Source organism: Kocuria sp. ChxB (genome assembly GCF_044359605.1).
Classification (GTDB): domain Bacteria; phylum Actinomycetota; class Actinomycetes; order Actinomycetales; family Micrococcaceae; genus Kocuria; species Kocuria rhizophila.
The window spans coordinates 191,626-209,695 of record NZ_CP121123.1 but is presented as its reverse complement, the minus strand read 5'-3'; the positions used below and the strand labels follow the sequence as shown (position 1 = coordinate 209,695).

The following is an 18,070-nucleotide window of genomic DNA, read 5'->3' as shown; positions in this document are numbered from 1 at the left end:
CTCCGTGACACGGAAAACACCGGCCGTGGCGAGGGGTGCGCGGCGGCTGACCTGACCGGCTCACTCCCCGCGCCGGGTGCCCCGCACCATGGACCGCAGGATGCCCAGCCGGTGCGCCAGCTCCTTCTCGTGGCCGTAGGGCGTGGGCCGGTAGTAGTCCCTGCCCACGAGCTCGTCCGGCGGGTACTGCTGGGTGGCCACGGCACTGGGGGCGTCGTGGGCGTAGCGGTAGCCGTCACCGTGGCCGAGCCCCGCCGCTCCCGGGTAGTGGGAGTCCCGGAGGTGCGCAGGCACGGGACCGGCACCCCCGGCCCGGACGTCGGCGATCGCGGCGTCCACCGCCAGGTAGGCGGCGTTGGACTTGGGGGCGGTGGCCAGGTGCGCCACGGCCTGGGCGAGCGGGAGGCGGCCCTCCGGCATGCCGATCAGCTGCACGGCCTGGGCGGCCGCCACGGCGGTCTGCAGCGCGGTGGGGTCCGCCATGCCGATGTCCTCGGACGCGGAGATGATGAGCCGGCGTGCGATGAACCGGGGGTCCTCCCCCGCCTCGATCATCCGGGCGAGGTAGTGCATCGCGGCGTCCACGTCCGAGCCCCGGATGGACTTGATGAACGCGCTCACCACGTCGTAGTGCTGGTCGCCCTGCTTGTCGTAGCGCACGGCCGCGCGGTTCACGGCCTCCTCGGCGTGCGCCAGCGTCACCGTGGCGGGTCCGCCGGTGGTGGCGCCGGGCTGCCCGGCGCCGGTCCGCTCCACGGCGCGGGCCTCGTCTGTCGTGGCCCCCTGCCCCGCGGCGCGGTCCTGTTCCGCGGCGTCGTCCTCGTGAGCCGCGACGCCCCCGGCGACCGGGCCGTCTTTGTCCACCGCGCCGTTCTCGTCCGCCGGCCCGCCCGGGTCTGTCCCGCCGTCTGCGTGTGCCGCGCGGTTCCCCTCGTCCGCGCCCTCCCGGTCCCTCGCGTCGACGCCGCCCGCGTGGGACAGTGCGACGCCGGCTGCAGCCTCCAGTGACGTGAGGGCCTTGCGGGCGTCTCCCCCGGCCACGTCCAGCAGGTGCTCCCGGGCCTGCGGGGAGAGGACCACCGCGCCGTCCAGTCCGCGGGGATCCACGACCGCCCGGTCCAGCAGCTCTCCGATGTCCTGGCGTTCGAGCGGCTGCAGCGTGAGCAGCAGGGAGCGGGAGAGCAGGGGTGAGATCACGGAGAAGGACGGGTTCTCGGTGGTGGCCGCCACGAGGATGACCCACCCGTTCTCCACCCCGGGCAGCAGGGCGTCCTGCTGCGCCTTGGTGAAGCGGTGGATCTCGTCCAGGAACAGCACCGTGGTGCGTCCGTGCAGGTCCCGCGCGGTGAGGGCCTCGTCCATGACCCGGCGGACGTCCTTGACGCCGGCCGTGACGGCGGAGAGCTCCACGAACGTGGTGCCGTGCCCGCGCGCGATCACCTGCGCGATCGTGGTCTTGCCCGTTCCGGGCGGGCCCCACAGGATCACCGAGGACGGCGCGGCCGGCCCCGACCGACCGGTGACCAGTGCGCGCAGCGGGGACCCTGCCCGCAGCAGGTGCTTCTGCCCCACCACCTCGTCCAGCGTGCGTGGGCGCATCCGCACGGCGAGCGGGGCGCGGGTACGGCCCCGCGGCCCGGAGTGGTGGGTGGTGGGATCGGACGTGGCCGAGCCGTCACCGCTGAGCGGGTCCGGCAGGTCGAACAAGGAGGTGCTCACGCCCCGACAGTACTGCTCGCCCCGGACAGGCAGAACTCTGCTGGGGCCCGCGTGGCGCCCGTCCCCGTCAGGGGCTCCCGGGGGCCCGTGGCGACCCGGCGGCGTTCACCCGCGTCGGGGCCGGTCCAGCTCCTCGCTGTCCACGAGGACGGTCACGGGCCCGTCGTTGACGAGCGAGACCTCCATGTGCGCCCCGAAGCGCCCCGTCTCCACGGGGATCCCGCGCCCGCGCAGCGCACGGACGAACTCCTCGAACAGGGGTTCGCTGACGTCCCCGGGGGCGGCCCTGGACCACGAGGGCCGGCGTCCCTTTCGCACGTCCCCGTACAGCGTGAACTGGCTGACCACGAGCACGGGTGAGGGCCCGTCCGCGCACGAGGTCTCCCCCGGCAGGATCCGCAGGCCCGCGACCTTCTCCGCGAGCCGGGCGGCGGTCTCCGGGGTGTCCGTGTGCGTGACGCCCACGAGCGCCAGCACGCCCGGACCCTCGATCTCCCCCACGGTCTCCCCGGCCACGGTCACGGCGGCACGGGACACGACTTGCAGCACGATTCTCATGCGCCCAGTCCACCACACACGCCCTGCGGCGTGCCTCCCGGGTGGCGGTCGACGACGCCGCCCGAAGCCGTAGCGGGCGACCGCCCCGGGAGCGCCGGGACCGCCGGGGACGCACGGAGGGTCACCGTGCGGCGTCGTCCTCCATGAACCGGTGGCGGCCGGTCATGAGGATGCCCGCGCTGAGCACCACGAGCATGAGCCACAGGTAGCCGAAGGACGGCCACCAGGACCCGGTGACGCCGAACAGCAGGCCGAAGGCCAGCGGCCCCAGCGAGCCGGCCAGGTAGCCGAGGCCCTGGCCGAAGCCAGAGAGCGAGCCGGCGCCCGCGGTGGTGCGCGTGCGGGCGTTGATCAGCGTGATGGCCAGCGGGAAGGACGCCTGTGCCAGGCCGAACACCGTGATCCACACCCAGACCAAACGGAAGTCCCCCCACGTGGCGTGGGGCCACAGCAGTACGGCGAGGTAGCCCAGGGCGTACAGCACCACGGTGGACAGCCCCAGCACCACGGTGTTGCCGAAGCGGCGGACCAGGAACGGGACCGCGAAGCTCACCGGCACGGCCAGGATGGCGTAGTAGGAGAGCATGAACCCGGCCTCGTGCTCCGAGAACCCGGTGTCCGTGAGGAAGCGCGGCAGCCACAGGAACATGGAGAACGTGTTGGCGGACGTGCCGGTGAACATCAGCACCACGCCCCACCCGATCCTGGAGTGCCACGGCTTGACCCGTGCGGTGGAGGCAGGGGCCACCACGGCGTCCGGCAGCACGGTCAGGTCGGGGGTCTGCTCGGCGGGCGGCTGGGTGCGGCGGCGGGCTCCCACCCACAGCACGAGCCACGGCACGAGGGCGGCGAGGGAGAACACGGCCCACGACCCCACGGACACGCGCCACCCGGCGGCGTCCGCGAGCGGGACCGCGAAGAACGGTGCGGTGGCCGTGGACATGCCCAGCAGCATCGAGTAGATCGCAGACAGAGCTGCGATGCGGTGCGGGAAGTACTTCTTGATCACGGGCGGCAGGACCACGTTGCCCATGCCCAGACCGCACATGATCACGAAGGTGAGGACCACGAAGCCCACGTCCCCGGGGGACACGGCGCGCGCGAGGGTGCCGAGGGCGGCGAGACCGCACGAGACCATCAGCAGCGCCTCGAGGCCCGCCCGCCTCATGGCCAGGGTGGTGAGGATCCCGGTGAGCGCGAAGCCCAGCGAGGGCATCATCGCGAGCAGACCCGCCTCGGCGGCTGACAGGTGCAGGTCCTGGGTGATGCGCCCCAGCACGGGTGAGACCCCGGAGACGGCCAGGCGCAGGGTGAAGGCGGTGACAACGACACCGGCCAGGGCCACGAGGCCCTGGCCGGTGCGACCGTGTGGTGCAGCGGAGCTCAGTGTGATGCCCCTTCCGGAGCGTCGGTGGCGGTGGTCGGCGCGGCGGCCTGGGCGCGCGGTTCGGGCTTGGCGTCCACCCCGGCCTCCTTGCGCTGCTGCGCCGTGATGGGCGCGGGCGCGGCGGTCAGGGGGTCGTAGCCGTTGCCCGTCTTGGGGAACGCGATGACGTCCCGGATGGACTCGGTGCCCGCGAGCAGCGCGACCACGCGGTCCCAGCCGAACGCGATGCCGCCGTGCGGGGGTGCGCCGAACTGGAAGGCGTCCAGCAGGAAGCCGAACTTCTCGCGGGCGTCCTCCTCGCTCAGTCCCATCACCCGGAACACGCGGTCCTGCACGTCCCGGCGGTGGATGCGGATGGAGCCGCCGCCGATCTCGTTGCCGTTGCACACGATGTCGTACGCATAGGCCAGCGCGGAGCCGGGATCCGTGTCGAACGTGTCCATGAACTCGGGCTTGGGCGAGGTGAACGCGTGGTGCACCGCGGTCCAGGCGCCGGAGCCCACGGCCACGTCACCGGACTCCACGGCCTCGGAGGCCGGCTCGAACAGGGGCGCGTCCACGATCCACACGAAGGCCCAGTCGTTCTCGTCGATCAGACCCACGCGGTGGCCGATCTCCACGCGCGCGGCACCGAGCAGCGCGCGGGAGGTCTTCACACCGCCCGCGGCGAAGAACACGCAGTCGCCGGGCTTGGCACCCACAGCCTCGGCCAGTCCGGCCTTCTCCTCCTCGGAGATGTTCTTGGCCACGGGCCCGGCGATCTCTCCGTCCTCCTTGAACAGCACGTAGGCGAGGCCCTTGGCGCCGCGCTGCTTGGCCCACTCCTGCCACGCGTCGAGCTGGCGGCGGGGCTGGGACGCGCCGCCCGGCATGACCACGGCACCCACGTACGGGGCCTGGAACACGCGGAACGGGGTGCCCTTGAAGTACTCGGTGAGCTCCGTGATCTTCAGGTCGAAGCGCAGGTCCGGCTTGTCGGAGCCGTAGTCCGCCATGGCCTGGGCGTAGGGCATGCGCGGGATGGGGGTGGTGATCTCCACGCCGATCAGCGCCCACAGGGACTTCACGATCTGCTCGCCCAGCGCGATGATGTCGTCCTCCTCCACGAAGGAGGCCTCGACGTCCAGCTGGGTGAACTCGGGCTGGCGGTCCGCGCGGAAGTCCTCGTCCCGGTAGCAGCGGGCGATCTGGAAGTACTTCTCGATCCCCCCCACCTGCAGCAGCTGCTTGAACAGCTGCGGGGACTGCGGCAGCGCGTACCAGGAGCCCGGGGACAGGCGCGCGGGCACCACGAAGTCGCGGGCGCCCTCCGGGGTGGAACGGGTCAGGGTGGGGGTCTCCACCTCGGTGAAGCCCTGCTCGTGCAGCAGGGTGCGGGCCACGCGGTTGACCTCGGAGCGCAGCCGCATGATGCGGGCGGGCTCGGGACGGCGCAGGTCCAGGTAGCGGTACTTCAGGCGGGCTTCCTCCCCCACCTCCACGTGCTCGTCGATCTGGAACGGCAGGGGCGCGGCGGTGTTGAGCACGGTGAGCTCGTCCACCATGACCTCGACCTCGCCGGAGGGCAGGTTGGGGTTCTCGTTGCCCTCGGGGCGCCGCTCCACGGTGCCGGTGACCTGCAGGACGTACTCGTTGCGCAGCTGGTGGAACTGCTCCTCGTCCCGCACCACGATCTGCGCCACGCCGGAGGCGTCACGCAGGTCCACGAACGCCACACCGCCGTGGTCGCGGCGGCGCCCCACCCAGCCGGCCAGTGTGACGGTCTCTCCGATGTTCTCGGCACTCAGGGCGCCGAGCTCGTGTGTTCGCAGCACGTGCATCCACCTTCTCGTTCGTTCGGGATCGGGGTCGCGCACCCCGGAAGTCCTGGTTCCCGCGGCTCGCGGGTGCCCCGGTCCCGGCGGACGACGCCGCTGGGCCGGGTTCTCGTTCCCCGCGAGTCTACAAGCGCCCCCGGTCCACGGGGCGCGCGGGAGATCCCGCTCACAGCGGGACGGAGGTTCAGCTCTCGGTCTGCTCCCCGGTGAGGACCGTGGCGTGCAGGTCCTCGGCCGGCGGCTGCCAGCTCACGGGGTCCGCGGCCACCTGCTCGCCCGAGCGGATGTCCTTGACCTCGTGGGTCACGGTGCCGTCCTCGGCCACCGAGGAGAACCACACGAAGGGGATCCCGCGGCGCTCGGCGTAGCGGATCTGCTTGCCGAACTTCTGGGCGGTGGCCGCCACCTCTGTGGCGATCCCGCGGGCGCGCAACGCGGCGGCGACGTCCTGCGCGGCGGACCACGAGGCGTCGTCGTTGAGGGCCACGAGCACGGCAGAGGGCACGGCACGGGACGCCCGGGCCATGGACTGGGACAGGATGCGGGTGACCAGGCGGGTCACGCCGATGGACAGCCCCACCCCCGGATACGTCTTCTTCCCGTTGCTCGCGAGGGACTCGTAGCGCCCGCCAGAGCACACGGAGCCGAGCTTCTCGTGCCCCACCAGCACGGTCTCGTAGACGGTGCCGGTGTAGTAGTCCAGACCGCGGGCGATCGAGAGGTCCGCCACGACCTTCCCGGGGGCGCGGCGGGCGGCCTCCCCCACGACCTCGGCGAGCTCCGCGAGGCCCTCCTCGAGCAGCTCGTTGGACTGGCCCAGCTCGCGCACGCGCTCCACGAAGGAGGTGTCCTCGGTACGGATCGCGGCGAGCGCGAGCGCAGCCTGCGCCTGCTCGGGGGTGGCACCCACGTGCTCCTGGAGGTTGCGGGACACGGCGTCCGCGCCGATCTTCTCGAGCTTATCGATCTCGCGCAGCACGGCGGGGGCGTCGGTGAGGCCCACGGCGCGGTAGAAGCCCTCGGCGAGCTTGCGGTTGTTCACGCGCAGCACGAACGGCGGGATGGGCAGCTGGGACAGCGCGTCCACGATGACGAGTGCCAGCTCCACGTCGTAGCGGAACGGGAGCGTGCCGTCCCCCACCACGTCGATGTCCGCCTGCGTGAACTCCCGGGCGCGCCCCTCCTGGGGGCGCTCGCCGCGCCAGACCTTCTGGATCTGGTAGCGGCGGAACGGGAACGTGAGGTGCCCGCCGTTCTCCACCACGTAGCGCGCGAAGGGCACGGTGAGGTCGAAGTGCAGGGCCAGGGCGCCCTCGGGGTTGGTCTCGTCCGCGTCCTGGTGCAGGCGCGAGACGCCGTAGACCTCCTTGTCGATCTCCCCCTTGCGCAGCAGCTGCTCCACGGTCTCCACCGCACGGGTCTCGATCGAGGAGAAGCCGTGCAGCTCGAAGGTCCGCCGCAGGGAGTCCATCACGTGCTGCTCCACGATCCGCTCCTCGGGGAGCCACTCGGGGAAACCGGACAGTGAGGTGGTGCGGGCCATGGGTGGAACTCCTCGGTTGCTGAGCGGGGCGGGACGGGCGCCCGCGTGCTCCCCGGGCGGCGGGGCGTGGCGGAGCGGCCGTGCGCCGCGGGGTGTCTGCTGGTCATTCTAGGACCCGGGCATCGCTAGGATGGCCGTGTCCACCAATGGAGCCCCCGCCCGGTGACGAGCACCACACCGGCGAGGCCGTGCAGAGAGAGTTGTAGCGGTGACAGAACGTCCTGAATCCGACGACCGCCGTCCCCTCCCGGGACCGCCCGCCCCCCACGCGCCCGAGGAGCGCACCGACGCACCGGCCCCCGAGCCCGCCGCGCACCACGCCGCCCCGCACCCGGGTGCCCCTGACGCACCCGCCCCGGGCCCGGCGTCGTCGACGTCCGAGGGCCCCGCCCCCGAGGCACCAGCGGCCCCACAGGCCCCCGCGGGAGCGCCCGCGCCCCAGGGTCCTCCGGCCCCGAAGGCTCCCTCTGCACCCAAGCCGCCGGCTGGCCCGAAGCCCCCGGCGGCTCCCAAGGCGCCGCCCGCTCCCCACGCTGCGGGCGCGTCGCACCCGGTGGACGCCGCACACCCCGCCCTCGCCCCGGCCGAGTCCGTGGCACGCGCCAGGAAGTTCGGCCGTGCGGACGAGAACGGCACCGTGTACGTGACCGTGCGGGACGCGGAGCACGAGTGCGGCCAGTTCCCGGACGCCACCCCGGACGAGGCGCTCGCCTACTTCGCGCGCAAGTTCGACGACGCCGAGGCGCAGGTCGCGCTGCTCGAGCAGCGCATCGCGGCCAGGGCTCCGGCCGGGGAGATGCGCAAGACCGTGGCGCACGTGCGCGAGCAGGTGGACGCGCACACCATGGTGGGCGACCTCGTGGACCTCTCCACCCGCCTGGACACGCTCGAGGACGCGATCCGCGTGGCCCTGGACCGTGAGCGCGAGGAGGCGAAGGCCCACAAGGCGGAGCAGCTCGCGCGGCGCACCGCCATCGTGGAGGAGGCCGAGAAGGTGGCGGGCCAGGACCCGGAGAAGACGCAGTGGAAGCACTCGTCCTCCCGCATGGCCGAGCTGTTCTCGCAGTGGCAGGAGCACCAGAAGTCGGGTGGCCGGCTGTCCAAGTCGGACGAGGACGCCCTGTGGAAGCGCTTCCGCAAGGCGCGCACCACGTTCGACCGGCACCGCAAGGCGTTCTTCTCGTCCCTGGACGAGACCAACGCCAAGGCCAAGCGCGTCAAGGAGGCCCTGATCGCGGAGGCCGAGGCGCTCTCCTCGTCCGCGGACTGGGGCGAGACCGCCGGGAAGTACCGCGAGCTCATGGACCGCTGGAAGCAGTCCCCGCGCGCGTCCCGCAAGGACGACGACGCCCTGTGGGCCCGGTTCCGCGCCGCCCAGGACGTGTTCTTCGACGCCCGCACGGCCGCGAACGAGCAGATCGACAAGGAGTTCGAGGGCAACCTGGAGGTCAAGGAGCAGCTGCTCACGGAGGCCAGGCAGATCCTGCCCGTGAAGGACCTGGCCGCCGCCAAGAAGCAGCTCGCGTCCATCCAGCAACGCTGGGAGGAGGCGGGCAAGGTGCCCCGTGCCCACATGCGCCGCGTGGAGAACGAGCTGCGCTCCGTGGAGGACGCCGTCAAGAAGGCCGAGGACGAGAAGTGGCGGCGCACCGACCCCGAGACCAAGGCCCGCTCCAACTCCATGCTGTCCCAGCTGGAGAACAAGATGGCGGACCAGCGGGCGGCTGTGGAGGCCGCCCGGGCCGCGGGCAACGAGAAGAAGGCCGCGTCCCTCGAGAAGGACCTCGCCACGAGCGAGCAGTGGCTCGCCACGCTGCAGGCCTCCGCGTCCGAACTCGGCTGAGCTCAGCCACGACCCCGCGGCACCAGCGCCCCCGCACCGAACGGTGCGGGGGCGCTGCCCGTCCGTTCTCCACAGGTGCTCGCGCTGCCTGCCGTGACGGCCCGCCGTGCGGTGGGATGGGGGCATGACGTCCCTCGCACCCCCGCCGCCCGCCACTGGCACCCGGCACGACGCCGCGGTCACCGTTTTCCTCCCGGGCCACCCGTTCAGCAGGGCCGAGCTACATGCCATGACCGTGGACGGTGTGCTGCGCCGTGAGCTGCTGGGCGCGCACGTGCACGCGTGGCACCCCGTCTCCCACGCCCTGCGGGCCGCGGTCCTGGGACGGGTGCTGCCCGGGCACCTGCAGCGTCGTGGCGTCCTCGGACGGATGGGGGCCGCGTGGTTCTACCGGTGCGCACCGGAACCGGATCCCGTGCCCGTGCTCGTGGACAAGTCCGCGCGCACCACCACCACGGTGCCCTCAGGCATCGTGCTGCACCAGACGAGCTTCGCCCCGGAGGACCTGGTGGTCCACCACGGCATCACGCTCACCACGCCGCGGCGCACCGCGCTGGACCTCGCGCTGCACGTTCCGGGTCCTCCCGGCGACGCCGCCCTGCTGGCCATGCTGGGACACGCCCGGCTGTCGTGCTCGTCCGCCCAGCTCATCCGCGACCTGGAGACCATGCCCAAGACCCCCGGGCGCCGCGCCGCCCTGGCCAGGGTGCGCAAGCTCGACCGGGCGCTCGGCGGGACCACCGCGGTGCCACGCAGCGGCCGCGCCCCGGCGTGAAGTGCCGCGCCCCGGCGGCGCTCGGCGGGCGCATGCCCGTGCGAGGTGCCAAGGCCGGGGGGGGCGGTCAGCAGGGTGCGCTCAGCAAGACCTGGCGCGGACACCACGGCACCGCTGGGCGCCCACCGCGCGTTCCCTCAGGAGGCGACGGGGCGGTGGCCCGACACGCGGTACACGTCGTACACTCCGTCGATGCGCCGCACCTGGTTCAGCACGTGGTCCAGGTAGCGGGTGTCCCCCATCTCGAACGAGAACCGGGAGATCGCCAGGCGCGCCCGGGAGGTGTGGACCTGCGCGGAGAGGATGTTGACGTGGTTCTCGGACAGCACCCGTGTCACGTCGTACAGCAGGGACTTGCGGTCCAGCGCCTCCACCTGGATCTCCACACGGAACAGGGAGGACTGGGTGGGCGCCCACGCCACGTCCTTGACGCGGTCGTCGCCCTCGGGGACCACCTTCATGTTCGCGCAGTCCCTGCGGTGCACGGAGATCCCGGAACCGCGCGTCACGAAACCCACGATCTCGTCCGGCGGCACCGGGGTGCAGCACCGGGCGATCTTTACATAAACGTCCGATGCTCCCTGCACCACGACGCCCGCGTCCGTGGCTCCGGCGCGCACGGGCTGGGTGACCCGGGTGTTCTCGGCCAGGTCCTCCTCGGTCCCCTCCGCACCGCCCAGGTGCTCCAGCAGCTTCTCGACCACCTGGTGGGCGCTGACCGCGTCCGAGCCGAGGGCCTCGTAGAGCGCCGCGACGTCCCCGCGGTTGAAGTCCTGGGCCACCGCGAGCAGGGACTCGCTCGTCACGGTGCGCTGCAGCGGCAGGTGGTGCTTGCGCAGCGCCTTGGTCAGCAGCTCCTTGCCGCGCTCGATCGCCTCCTCACGGCGCTCCTTGGAGAACCACTGCCGGATCTTGGTCCGCGCGCGCGGCGATCCCACGAACTTGAGCCAGTCCTGGGAGGGCGCGGCCTGCTCGGACTTGGAGGTGAGGATCTCTACGCGGTCGCCGTGCTGCAGCTGCGAGGACAGCGGGGCGAGCTTGCCGTTGACCCGGGCGCCGATCGTGCGGTTGCCCACCTCCGTGTGCACCGCGTACGCGAAGTCCACCGGGGTGGAGCCCGTGGGAAGGGCCATCACCTCGCCCTTGGGGGTGAACACGTACACCTCGGCGGTGTTGATCTGGTAGCGCAGGGAGTCCAGGAAGTCCGAGGAGTCCTTGGCCTCCTCCTGCCACGAGACCAGCGAGCTGAGCCAGTTCAGCTCGCCCTCCTTGGCCTTGGGAGTGGCGGAGTTCGCCTGGTTGACCTTGTCCTTGTACTTCCAGTGCGCGGCCACGCCGTACTCGGCGCGGCGGTGCATCTCGTGGGTGCGGATCTGGATCTCCACCGGGCGCCCGTTCGGACCGATCACCGTGGTGTGCAGCGACTGGTACATGTTGAACTTGGGCATCGCGATGTAGTCCTTGAACCGCCCGGGCAGCGGCCGCCACTTGGCGTGCAGCACGCCCAGCGCCGCATAGCACTCGCGCACCGAGTCCACGAGCACGCGCGCGGCCTGCAGGTCGTGGATCTCGTCGAAGTCCTTCCCGCGCACGATCATCTTCTGGTAGATCGAGTAGTAGTGCTTGGGCCGGCCCGTGATGGTGGCCTCTATCCCGGAGCCCTCCAGCGCCTCCGCGATCTGGCCCCGGATCTCCGCGAGGTGGCGCTCCCGCTCGGGCGTGCGCTCCCCCACCATGCGCACGATCTCGTCGTACACCTTGGGGTACAGCGCCGCGAAGGAGAGGTCCTCGAGCTCCCACTTGATGGTGTTCATGCCCAGCCGGTGGGCCAGCGGCGCGAAGATCTCCAAGGTCTCCCGCGCCTTGCGACCCGAGGACTCGGAGGACACGAAGCGCCACGTCCGCGCGTTGTGCAGCCGGTCCGCGAGCTTGATGACCAGCACGCGGATGTCCTTGGCCATAGCCACGATCATCTTCCGCACGGTCTCCGCCTGGGCGTTCTCCCCGTACTGGATCTTGTCCAGCTTGGTCACGCCGTCCACGAGCGCGGCGACCTCCTCGCCGAACTCCTCGCGCAGCTCGTCCAGGGTGTAGGGGGTGTCCTCCACCGTGTCGTGCAGCAGCCCGGCCACGAGCGTGGCCCCGGTCATCCCGAGCTCCGCGAGGATCGTGGTCACGGCCACGGGATGGGTGATGTAGGGGTCCCCGGACTTGCGCTTCTGGCCCTCGTGGTGGGCGTCCGCCACCTGGAAGGCGCGTTCCAGGACCGTGAGGTCCTCGTCCGGGTGCGTGCTCTGAACGGTGCGCAGCAGGGGCACCAGGATGGGTGAGCTGGGCACGGACTCCCCGCTCAGCACGGACAGCGTGGACCGTGTGCGCTCGCTGCGCCCGGGGAAGACCGCCCGGCCGAAGACCGGGCGTGATGCCGGCAGCACATAGTGGGTGCCGCCCGCGGGGGTGCTTCCCGCCCTGCGTGACGGGGCCGGCGCGCGGAGCGGCTCGGTCGCGCGCTCAGGCGCCTGGCCCGAGGTGGCGTGGTCGTCGCTGGAAGCGGACTCGTCCACCGCGGCACGGTCGACCCGGGGATCGGACTGGCTGGACATGATCCGTCGCCTCCTTAGCGTGGCCGCGGTGGCCGAGGACGTGGTGTGCCTGATCTGCGCGGCTGATGGTCCAGTCTAAGGCCGTGGCCCCCGTGCACTGTGCACGGGAGCCACGGTCACCGCGCTCGCGGTGTCGAGGGGTCGGGGCGGACACCCGGTCTCACGCGGAGACCGGGTCCGAGCTGACCGGGGGCGCGTCGGTGGTGCGCTGCTCGAGCACCTCCCGGCTCTGCTGCCGCACGGTGGGCTCACGGTCCCGCAGCCACGAGTACAGCGGCGCGGCCACGAACAGGGTGGCCAGCGTGCCCACGATGATGCCCACGAACAGGGACAGCGAGAGGTCCTTGAGCGTTCCCGCACCCAGCAGGTAGGCACCGATGAACAGGATGGAGCCCACGGGCAGGATGCCCACCACGGACGTGTTGATCGAGCGCACCAGCGTCTGGTTCACGGCCAGGTTCACCTGCTCCGCGTAGGTGCGCTTCCTCCGCTCCCCCGGCGCGGTGCCGTCCAGCAGCCCGGAGGTGTTCTCCCGCACCTTGTCGAAGACCACCACGGAGTCGTACAGCGAGTAGGAGAGCACCGTGAGGAAGCCGATGATCGCCGAGGGCGTCACCTCGAAGTCCACGAGCGCGTAGATCCCCGCCGTGATCACGATCGTGGTGAGCATTGCCGCGATCGCGGAGACCGACATCTTCCACGTGCGGAAGTACAGGGCCATCAGCGCCAGCGCCAGCGCCACGAACACGAGCAGACCCCACAGCGCCTGCTGCGTGACGCCCTGGCCCCACGTGGGACCCACGAAGGTAGAGGTGACCTGGTCCTCGCCCACCCCGTACGCGTCCTGCAGCTCGTGCTTCAGCGCGAGCGTCTGGTCGTCGTCCAGCTGCTGGGTCTGCACCCGGACGGTGCCGGGGGCGATGTTGGTCACGGTGGCCTCCTGCGTGCCCGCCGTGTCCGCCACGGCGCGCTCCCCCACGGAGACGTCCGGGTTCTCCACACCGGAGACCGTGAACTCGGACCCGCCCGTGAAGTCGATGCCCAGGTTGAAGCCGCCCTTGACCACGGGAATCAGGATGGAGACCACGATCAGGGCGAGGCTCACAGCCAGCCAGAGACCACGCTTCTGCACGAAGGGGTAGGACGTGCGACCGCTGTGCAGGTCGTTGCCGAAACGCGCGAGACGGTTGCTCATCGCTGGTCCTCCTGGGGGTCGGTGCGAACGGCGGAGGAACCCGCCCGGTCGGTGTCCTCGGTGGGCGACGCCGCGTCAGCCGTGGGCGCGCCGGCCCCGGTGCCGCTGCCCGCACCACTCGCGCTCGCGGCGCCGTCGTGCGGTTCCGTGCCGTCGGTGGCGGGGTGGGCGGCGGTCTCCGTGCCGCTGCTCTGCTGGGCAGCGCGGCGGCGTCGTTCGGCGATGGTGAGACCGTCCGAGTCCTCCGGCGTGCGGATCCTGCCGGCACCGCGGTACAGCGGCACGGCGTCGAGGGCCTCGGGGTCGAGCCCCGAGTTCTTGGCGCCCGATCCGAAGTACCGGGTGCGTGCCAGCAGCACCATCACGGGGTGGGTGAACAGGAACACGACCATGAGGTCCGCGATGGCCGTCAGGCCCAGGGTGAACGCGAAGCCGCGCACGTTGCCCACGGCCACGAAGTACAGCACCACCGCGGCCAGCAGGTTCACGGCCTTGGAGGCGAGGACCGTCTGACGGGCCCGCTGCCAGCCGTGGTCCACGGCCGCGGGAATGGTGCGCCCGGCCCGGATCTCGTCGCGGATGCGCTCGAAGTACACGATGAACGAGTCCGCCGTCTGACCGATCGCGACCACGAGGCCCGCCACGCCGGCCAGGGACAGCCGGTAGTTGGCGCCCCAGCCCAGCAGGGTGATGGCGAGGTAGGTGATGACACCGGCCACCACGAGCGAGGCGATGGTCACGAGGCCCAGCCAGCGGTACTGGAACAGGGAGTAGATGCAGACCAGCGCCAGGCCGATCAGACCGGCGATGATGCCCATCTGCAGCTGGTTGCTGCCCAGGGTCGCGGAGACCTGCTGCTCCGACTCGATCGTGAAGGAGACGGGCAGCGCGCCGTACTTCAGCTGCTCGGACAGGAACTTGGCCTCGTCCTCGGTGAAGTCACCCGTGATCTGGGCCTTGCCGTCGGAGATCACGGAGTTCATGGTGGGTGCGGAGACCACCGAACCGTCCAGGACGATCGCGAACTGCGAGCGGGGGTCCTGCTGGCCGCCCTGACCGTAGCCGTAGAGCCGCTCCGAGAGCTGCTTGAACGTCTCGGTGCCCTGCTCGTTGAACTGCAGGTTCACCGCGTAGCCGCCCGTGGCGTTGCCCTGCGAGTTCGTGGCCGGGGCGTAGGAGGCGTCCTCGATGTCCGTGCCGGGGATCTCCACCGGGCCCAGGATGTACTTGGCGTTGCCCTGGGGATCGCACGCCACGGTGGCCTTGTCCTGAGGCTGGGTCTCCCGGTCCTTCTGCGGCTGGGGTGCGCTGCAGTCGAGGGCTTCGTACTGGGCGAACAGCTCGGGGGTGATCCAGCGGGGGTCCGAGGAGTTCTCGGGGGCCGACTTGGCCTTGGGCACGTCCTTGGGGTCCGTGCGCTGCTCCTTGGGGGTGGCCTCCCCCGGGCCCGTGACGATGACCGGCCGGAACGCCATCTGCGCCGAGGTCTGGATGAGCTCACGGGTCTCCGCGGACGGCGTGCCCGGCAGGGACACCACGATGTTGTTGCCGGACTGGGTGGTGATCTCCGCCTCGGAGACACCCGCGCCGTCCACGCGCTGGCGGATGATCTCCACCGCCTGGTCCAGCTGCTCCTGGGTGATCTCCTGCCCCGCCTGCTCCCCCTGCAGGGACGGCGTGAGCACCATCTGCGTGCCGCCCTCGAGGTCGAGGGCGAGCTTGGGGGCCCAGCCGGTGCGGTCGGTCGTGACGCCGTACACCAGCAGCCCGGCCAGCAGGGCGATGACCGCCACCAGCGCCACGAGGGACCCGCGGGCCCTGGCCGCCGCCGCGGCGGCCCCGGTGCGAGGCTTCCTGGTCCGGGGTGACGACGTGGACTTCCGGGCGGAGCCGGAGTCCTCGGCGGAGCCCTTGCGCCGCCGCCGGGATGACGTCGAGGCCTTCGGAGACTCCGAGGCCTCCGAGCTCTTCTTCTGTGCTGCCATTGCCGTCCTTCGAGGAGACCGTGACCGGACGCGCACGCCGGTCACCACATGAGAAACGGGCCGAGGTCCTCGGCCCGTCTCTCATCGGGGGGATGTCAGATGGTGGGGTTGCCGTGCTCGCCGCGGCCGCGGGGGTCGGTCCCGCTCCCGGGCTCGGCGCGGTCCACGCCGTCAACCGAGGGTGCGGAGCCGCCCGTGACGTCACCGTGGGAGGAGGTGCCGCGGGTCGGGTCGTCGTGCATCGGGGCGTCGTGCTCGGCCGCGGTGCCGTGGGTGGAAACGGCGTCCTGCTCGGCGTGTGCGGCGGTGGAGCCGTCGGCGGGGAGCTGGGCGGCGTGGTGCTCTGCGGCGTCCGTCTCCGGGGTCTCGTCCACCACGGTGGTGACGGTCTGCGAGTGGACGGTGACGAGCTGGCCCGGGGCAATCTCCAGGACGGCCTTGTTGTTCTCGCGGTCCATCTCGCGCAGGGTGCCGAACAGTCCGAAGCTCGTCATCACCTGTGTGCCGGGGCCCATGCTGGCCTGCTTGGTCTTCATCTCGGCCTGGGCCTTCTTCTGCCGCCGCATGGGCAGCCACAGCAGCAGCACCATGGCCAGGAGCATGACGGGAAGGAACCAGGCACTCCCGCCGCCGGTGGCTGCCTGCTGGGTCTCTGCGAGGATGGTCACGGAGAATCCGATCTGTCGAGGGATGAGGGACTCGGGTGCACGGACCCCGGGACACACCGGTGCCGACCGGGCCCACACACCAATTCCTCCCAGCTTAGGGGATGGATCTGGTCACCCGCTGGATGCATCTCCCGGTGACGGGTCTGCGGCGAGCGCGGACCGCAGGGAGGGATCCTTGAACGCGGCGTGCTCGGGAACCTCCAGGTCCAGGTGCTCCCACGCCGCGGCCATGGCGATCCTGCCCCGGGGCGTGCGGCCGAGCAGGCCCTCACGGACCAGGAAGGGTTCGGCGACCGTCTCCACGGTCTCGGTCTCCTCCCCCACCGCAATGGCCAGGGTGGACAGGCCCACCGGGCCGCCGTTGAACTTGCCCACCAGCGCTGAGAGCACGTTGCGGTCCAGCCGGTCCAGCCCGCGGGCGTCCACCTCGTACATGTCCAGGGCGGCCCCGGCCGCGCGGGCGTCGATGCGCTCCACACCGTGCACGAGTGCCCAGTCCCGCACGCGGCGCAGCAGCCGGTTGGCGATGCGGGGGGTGCCGCGCGAGCGCGAAGCCACTTCCGTGAAGGCCTCGGAGGTCATGGTGAGGTCCAGCAGACCCGCGGAGCGGCGCAGCACGAGCTCGAGCTCCGGGACCGAGTAGAACTCCAGGTGCCCGGTGAAACCGAAGCGGTCCCGCAGGGGCCCGGGCAGCAGGCCGGCACGCGTGGTGGCGCCCACGAGGGTGAACGGTGGCAGGTCCAGGGGAATGGAGGTGGCACCGGCGCCCTTGCCCACCACGATGTCCACGCGGAAGTCCTCCATGGCCATGTAGAGCATCTCCTCCGCCGGGCGGGACATCCGGTGGATCTCGTCCAGGAAGAGCACCTCCCCGTGGGTCAGGGAGGAGAGGATGGCCGCGAGGTCCCCCGCGTGCTGGATGGCGGGGCCCGAGGAGATCCGCAGGGGGACCTCCAGCTCCTCCGCGATGATCATGGCCAGGGTGGTCTTGCCCAGACCCGGCGGCCCGGAGAGCAGCACGTGGTCCGCGGTGCGCCCGCGCAACTTGGACGCCTCGAGCACCAGCGAGAGCTGCGCGCGCACGCGCTTCTGCCCCACGAAGTTGTCCAGCGTGCCCGGCCGCAGCGACGCCTCCAGCTGCTGGTCGTCGTAGTCCCCCTCGGCGCCCACGAGGCGCTGCCGCCCCGCGGCCCCACGCTCCTCCACAGCCATGCTCAGCGCCTCCCGGTGGGCGCGTGCGTGGTGCCCTTGGAGGTGCCGAGCCAGGACAGGACGGCGCGCAGGATCTCGGCCACGTTGCCGGAGTCACCGAGCTCGGGCTGGGTCTGCAGGGCGTCCTCGATGCCGCGGACGGCGTCCTTCTCATTCCACCCCAAGCCCGTGAGGGCATCGACCACCTGGTCCCGCCACACCGGCATCTGCGGCTGGGCGGCCTGCTGGGCGGGAGGTTCGGGGAGCACGAGCTTGTCCGCGAGCTCCAGCACGATCCGCCGCGCGGACTTCGGCCCGATGCCCGGCACGGCCGTGAACGCCTTGTCGTCGCCGGCCGCGATGGCCCGGCGGGCGTCGTCGGGCCCGAGCACGGAGACGGCGGCGAGCGCGGTGCGCGGCCCCACGCCGGAGACTCCCAGCATGACCGAGAAGATCTCCTTCTCGTCCGCCTGGGCGAAGCCGAACAGCAGCGGGGCCTCGTCCTTGCGGGCGATGTAGGCGGTGTGCAGCCGCGTGGTGGCTCCCACCCGCAGACCGGACAGGGTGTGCGGGCTCGCGTGGACCTCGATGCCGAAGCCCGAGACCTCCACCACGGCCAGGGTGGCGCCCACGAAGGCCACCTCACCGGTCACCGAGGCAATCACGGCTGCTCCCCTCTCCCGGCCGGGGCCGGTCTCGTGCGCCCACCGGTTCCGGGGGCTGGGTGGTGCGGGGGCGGCTGCCCCGGCGCTCGGGCGCGGCCAGTGCCGCGTCGGATTCGAACAC

At 71.7% G+C, this 18,070-nt stretch carries 13 protein-coding genes; 2 read left to right on the top strand and 11 right to left on the bottom strand.

Features of this window, described 5'->3' with window-relative positions; genetic code table 11:
- Positions 1 to 60: 60 nt before the first annotated feature.
- From P8S73_RS00920 to hisS, 5 genes are all read right to left on the bottom strand, one after another.
- Entirely contained in the window at positions 61 to 1,719 is a 1,659-nt protein-coding gene (locus P8S73_RS00920) for a replication-associated recombination protein A (protein ID WP_062946286.1), read from the bottom strand.
- A gap of 105 nt (positions 1,720 to 1,824) precedes the next feature.
- Positions 1,825 to 2,277, bottom strand: a complete 453-nt coding sequence (gene dtd, locus P8S73_RS00915; RefSeq protein WP_039101135.1) for a D-aminoacyl-tRNA deacylase — start codon at positions 2,275 to 2,277, stop codon at positions 1,825 to 1,827.
- A 121-nt stretch (positions 2,278 to 2,398) separates the two neighbouring features.
- A complete protein-coding gene (locus P8S73_RS00910; protein WP_039101134.1) occupies positions 2,399 to 3,622 on the bottom strand; it encodes an MFS transporter in 1,224 nt (407 codons plus the stop codon).
- Between the two features lie 38 nt (positions 3,623 to 3,660).
- Positions 3,661 to 5,484: an aspartate--tRNA ligase gene (gene aspS, locus P8S73_RS00905; protein WP_224764870.1), complete on the bottom strand. Its 1,824-nt coding sequence runs from the start codon at positions 5,482 to 5,484 to the stop codon at positions 3,661 to 3,663.
- A gap of 181 nt (positions 5,485 to 5,665) precedes the next feature.
- The gene (hisS, locus tag P8S73_RS00900; protein ID WP_039101133.1) at positions 5,666 to 7,024 is read right to left on the bottom strand and encodes a histidine--tRNA ligase; all 1,359 of its coding nucleotides are present in this window, start codon (positions 7,022 to 7,024) and stop codon (positions 5,666 to 5,668) included.
- 553 nt (positions 7,025 to 7,577) lie between these two features.
- Here hisS and P8S73_RS00895 point away from each other — a divergent pair.
- Positions 7,578 to 8,867 (top strand): DUF349 domain-containing protein, encoded by a 1,290-nt coding sequence (locus tag P8S73_RS00895; protein ID WP_039101132.1) that lies wholly within the window; start codon positions 7,578 to 7,580, stop codon positions 8,865 to 8,867.
- A gap of 124 nt (positions 8,868 to 8,991) precedes the next feature.
- Complete coding sequence (locus tag P8S73_RS00890; RefSeq protein ID WP_039101131.1) at positions 8,992 to 9,642, top strand: type IV toxin-antitoxin system AbiEi family antitoxin; 651 nt, start codon at positions 8,992 to 8,994, stop codon at positions 9,640 to 9,642.
- A 137-nt stretch (positions 9,643 to 9,779) separates the two neighbouring features.
- Here the strand turns inward: P8S73_RS00890 and P8S73_RS00885 are convergent, their stop codons facing one another.
- The 6 genes from P8S73_RS00885 to ruvA all read right to left on the bottom strand — a co-directional run bounded on the left by P8S73_RS00885 (position 9,780) and on the right by ruvA (position 17,949).
- On the bottom strand, positions 9,780 to 12,245 hold the full coding sequence (locus P8S73_RS00885; protein WP_135010445.1) for a bifunctional (p)ppGpp synthetase/guanosine-3',5'-bis(diphosphate) 3'-pyrophosphohydrolase: 2,466 nt from the start codon (positions 12,243 to 12,245) through the stop codon (positions 9,780 to 9,782).
- 160 nt (positions 12,246 to 12,405) lie between these two features.
- Complete coding sequence (secF, locus tag P8S73_RS00880; RefSeq protein ID WP_135010447.1) at positions 12,406 to 13,440, bottom strand: protein translocase subunit SecF; 1,035 nt, start codon at positions 13,438 to 13,440, stop codon at positions 12,406 to 12,408.
- Positions 13,437 to 15,425: a protein translocase subunit SecD gene (gene secD / locus P8S73_RS00875; RefSeq protein ID WP_019309304.1), complete on the bottom strand. Its 1,989-nt coding sequence runs from the start codon at positions 15,423 to 15,425 to the stop codon at positions 13,437 to 13,439. Before secD ends, secF begins: the two co-directional genes overlap by 4 nt.
- Before the next feature lie 95 nt (positions 15,426 to 15,520).
- On the bottom strand, positions 15,521 to 16,093 hold the full coding sequence (yajC, locus tag P8S73_RS00870; RefSeq protein ID WP_235005084.1) for a preprotein translocase subunit YajC: 573 nt from the start codon (positions 16,091 to 16,093) through the stop codon (positions 15,521 to 15,523).
- Positions 16,094 to 16,204: 111 nt separating this feature from the next.
- Complete coding sequence (ruvB, locus tag P8S73_RS00865) at positions 16,205 to 17,305, bottom strand: Holliday junction branch migration DNA helicase RuvB (protein ID WP_039101128.1); 1,101 nt, start codon at positions 17,303 to 17,305, stop codon at positions 16,205 to 16,207.
- 2 nt (positions 17,306 to 17,307) lie between these two features.
- Positions 17,308 to 17,949: a Holliday junction branch migration protein RuvA gene (gene ruvA / locus P8S73_RS00860; protein ID WP_019309307.1), complete on the bottom strand. Its 642-nt coding sequence runs from the start codon at positions 17,947 to 17,949 to the stop codon at positions 17,308 to 17,310.
- Positions 17,950 to 18,070 lie beyond the last annotated feature (121 nt).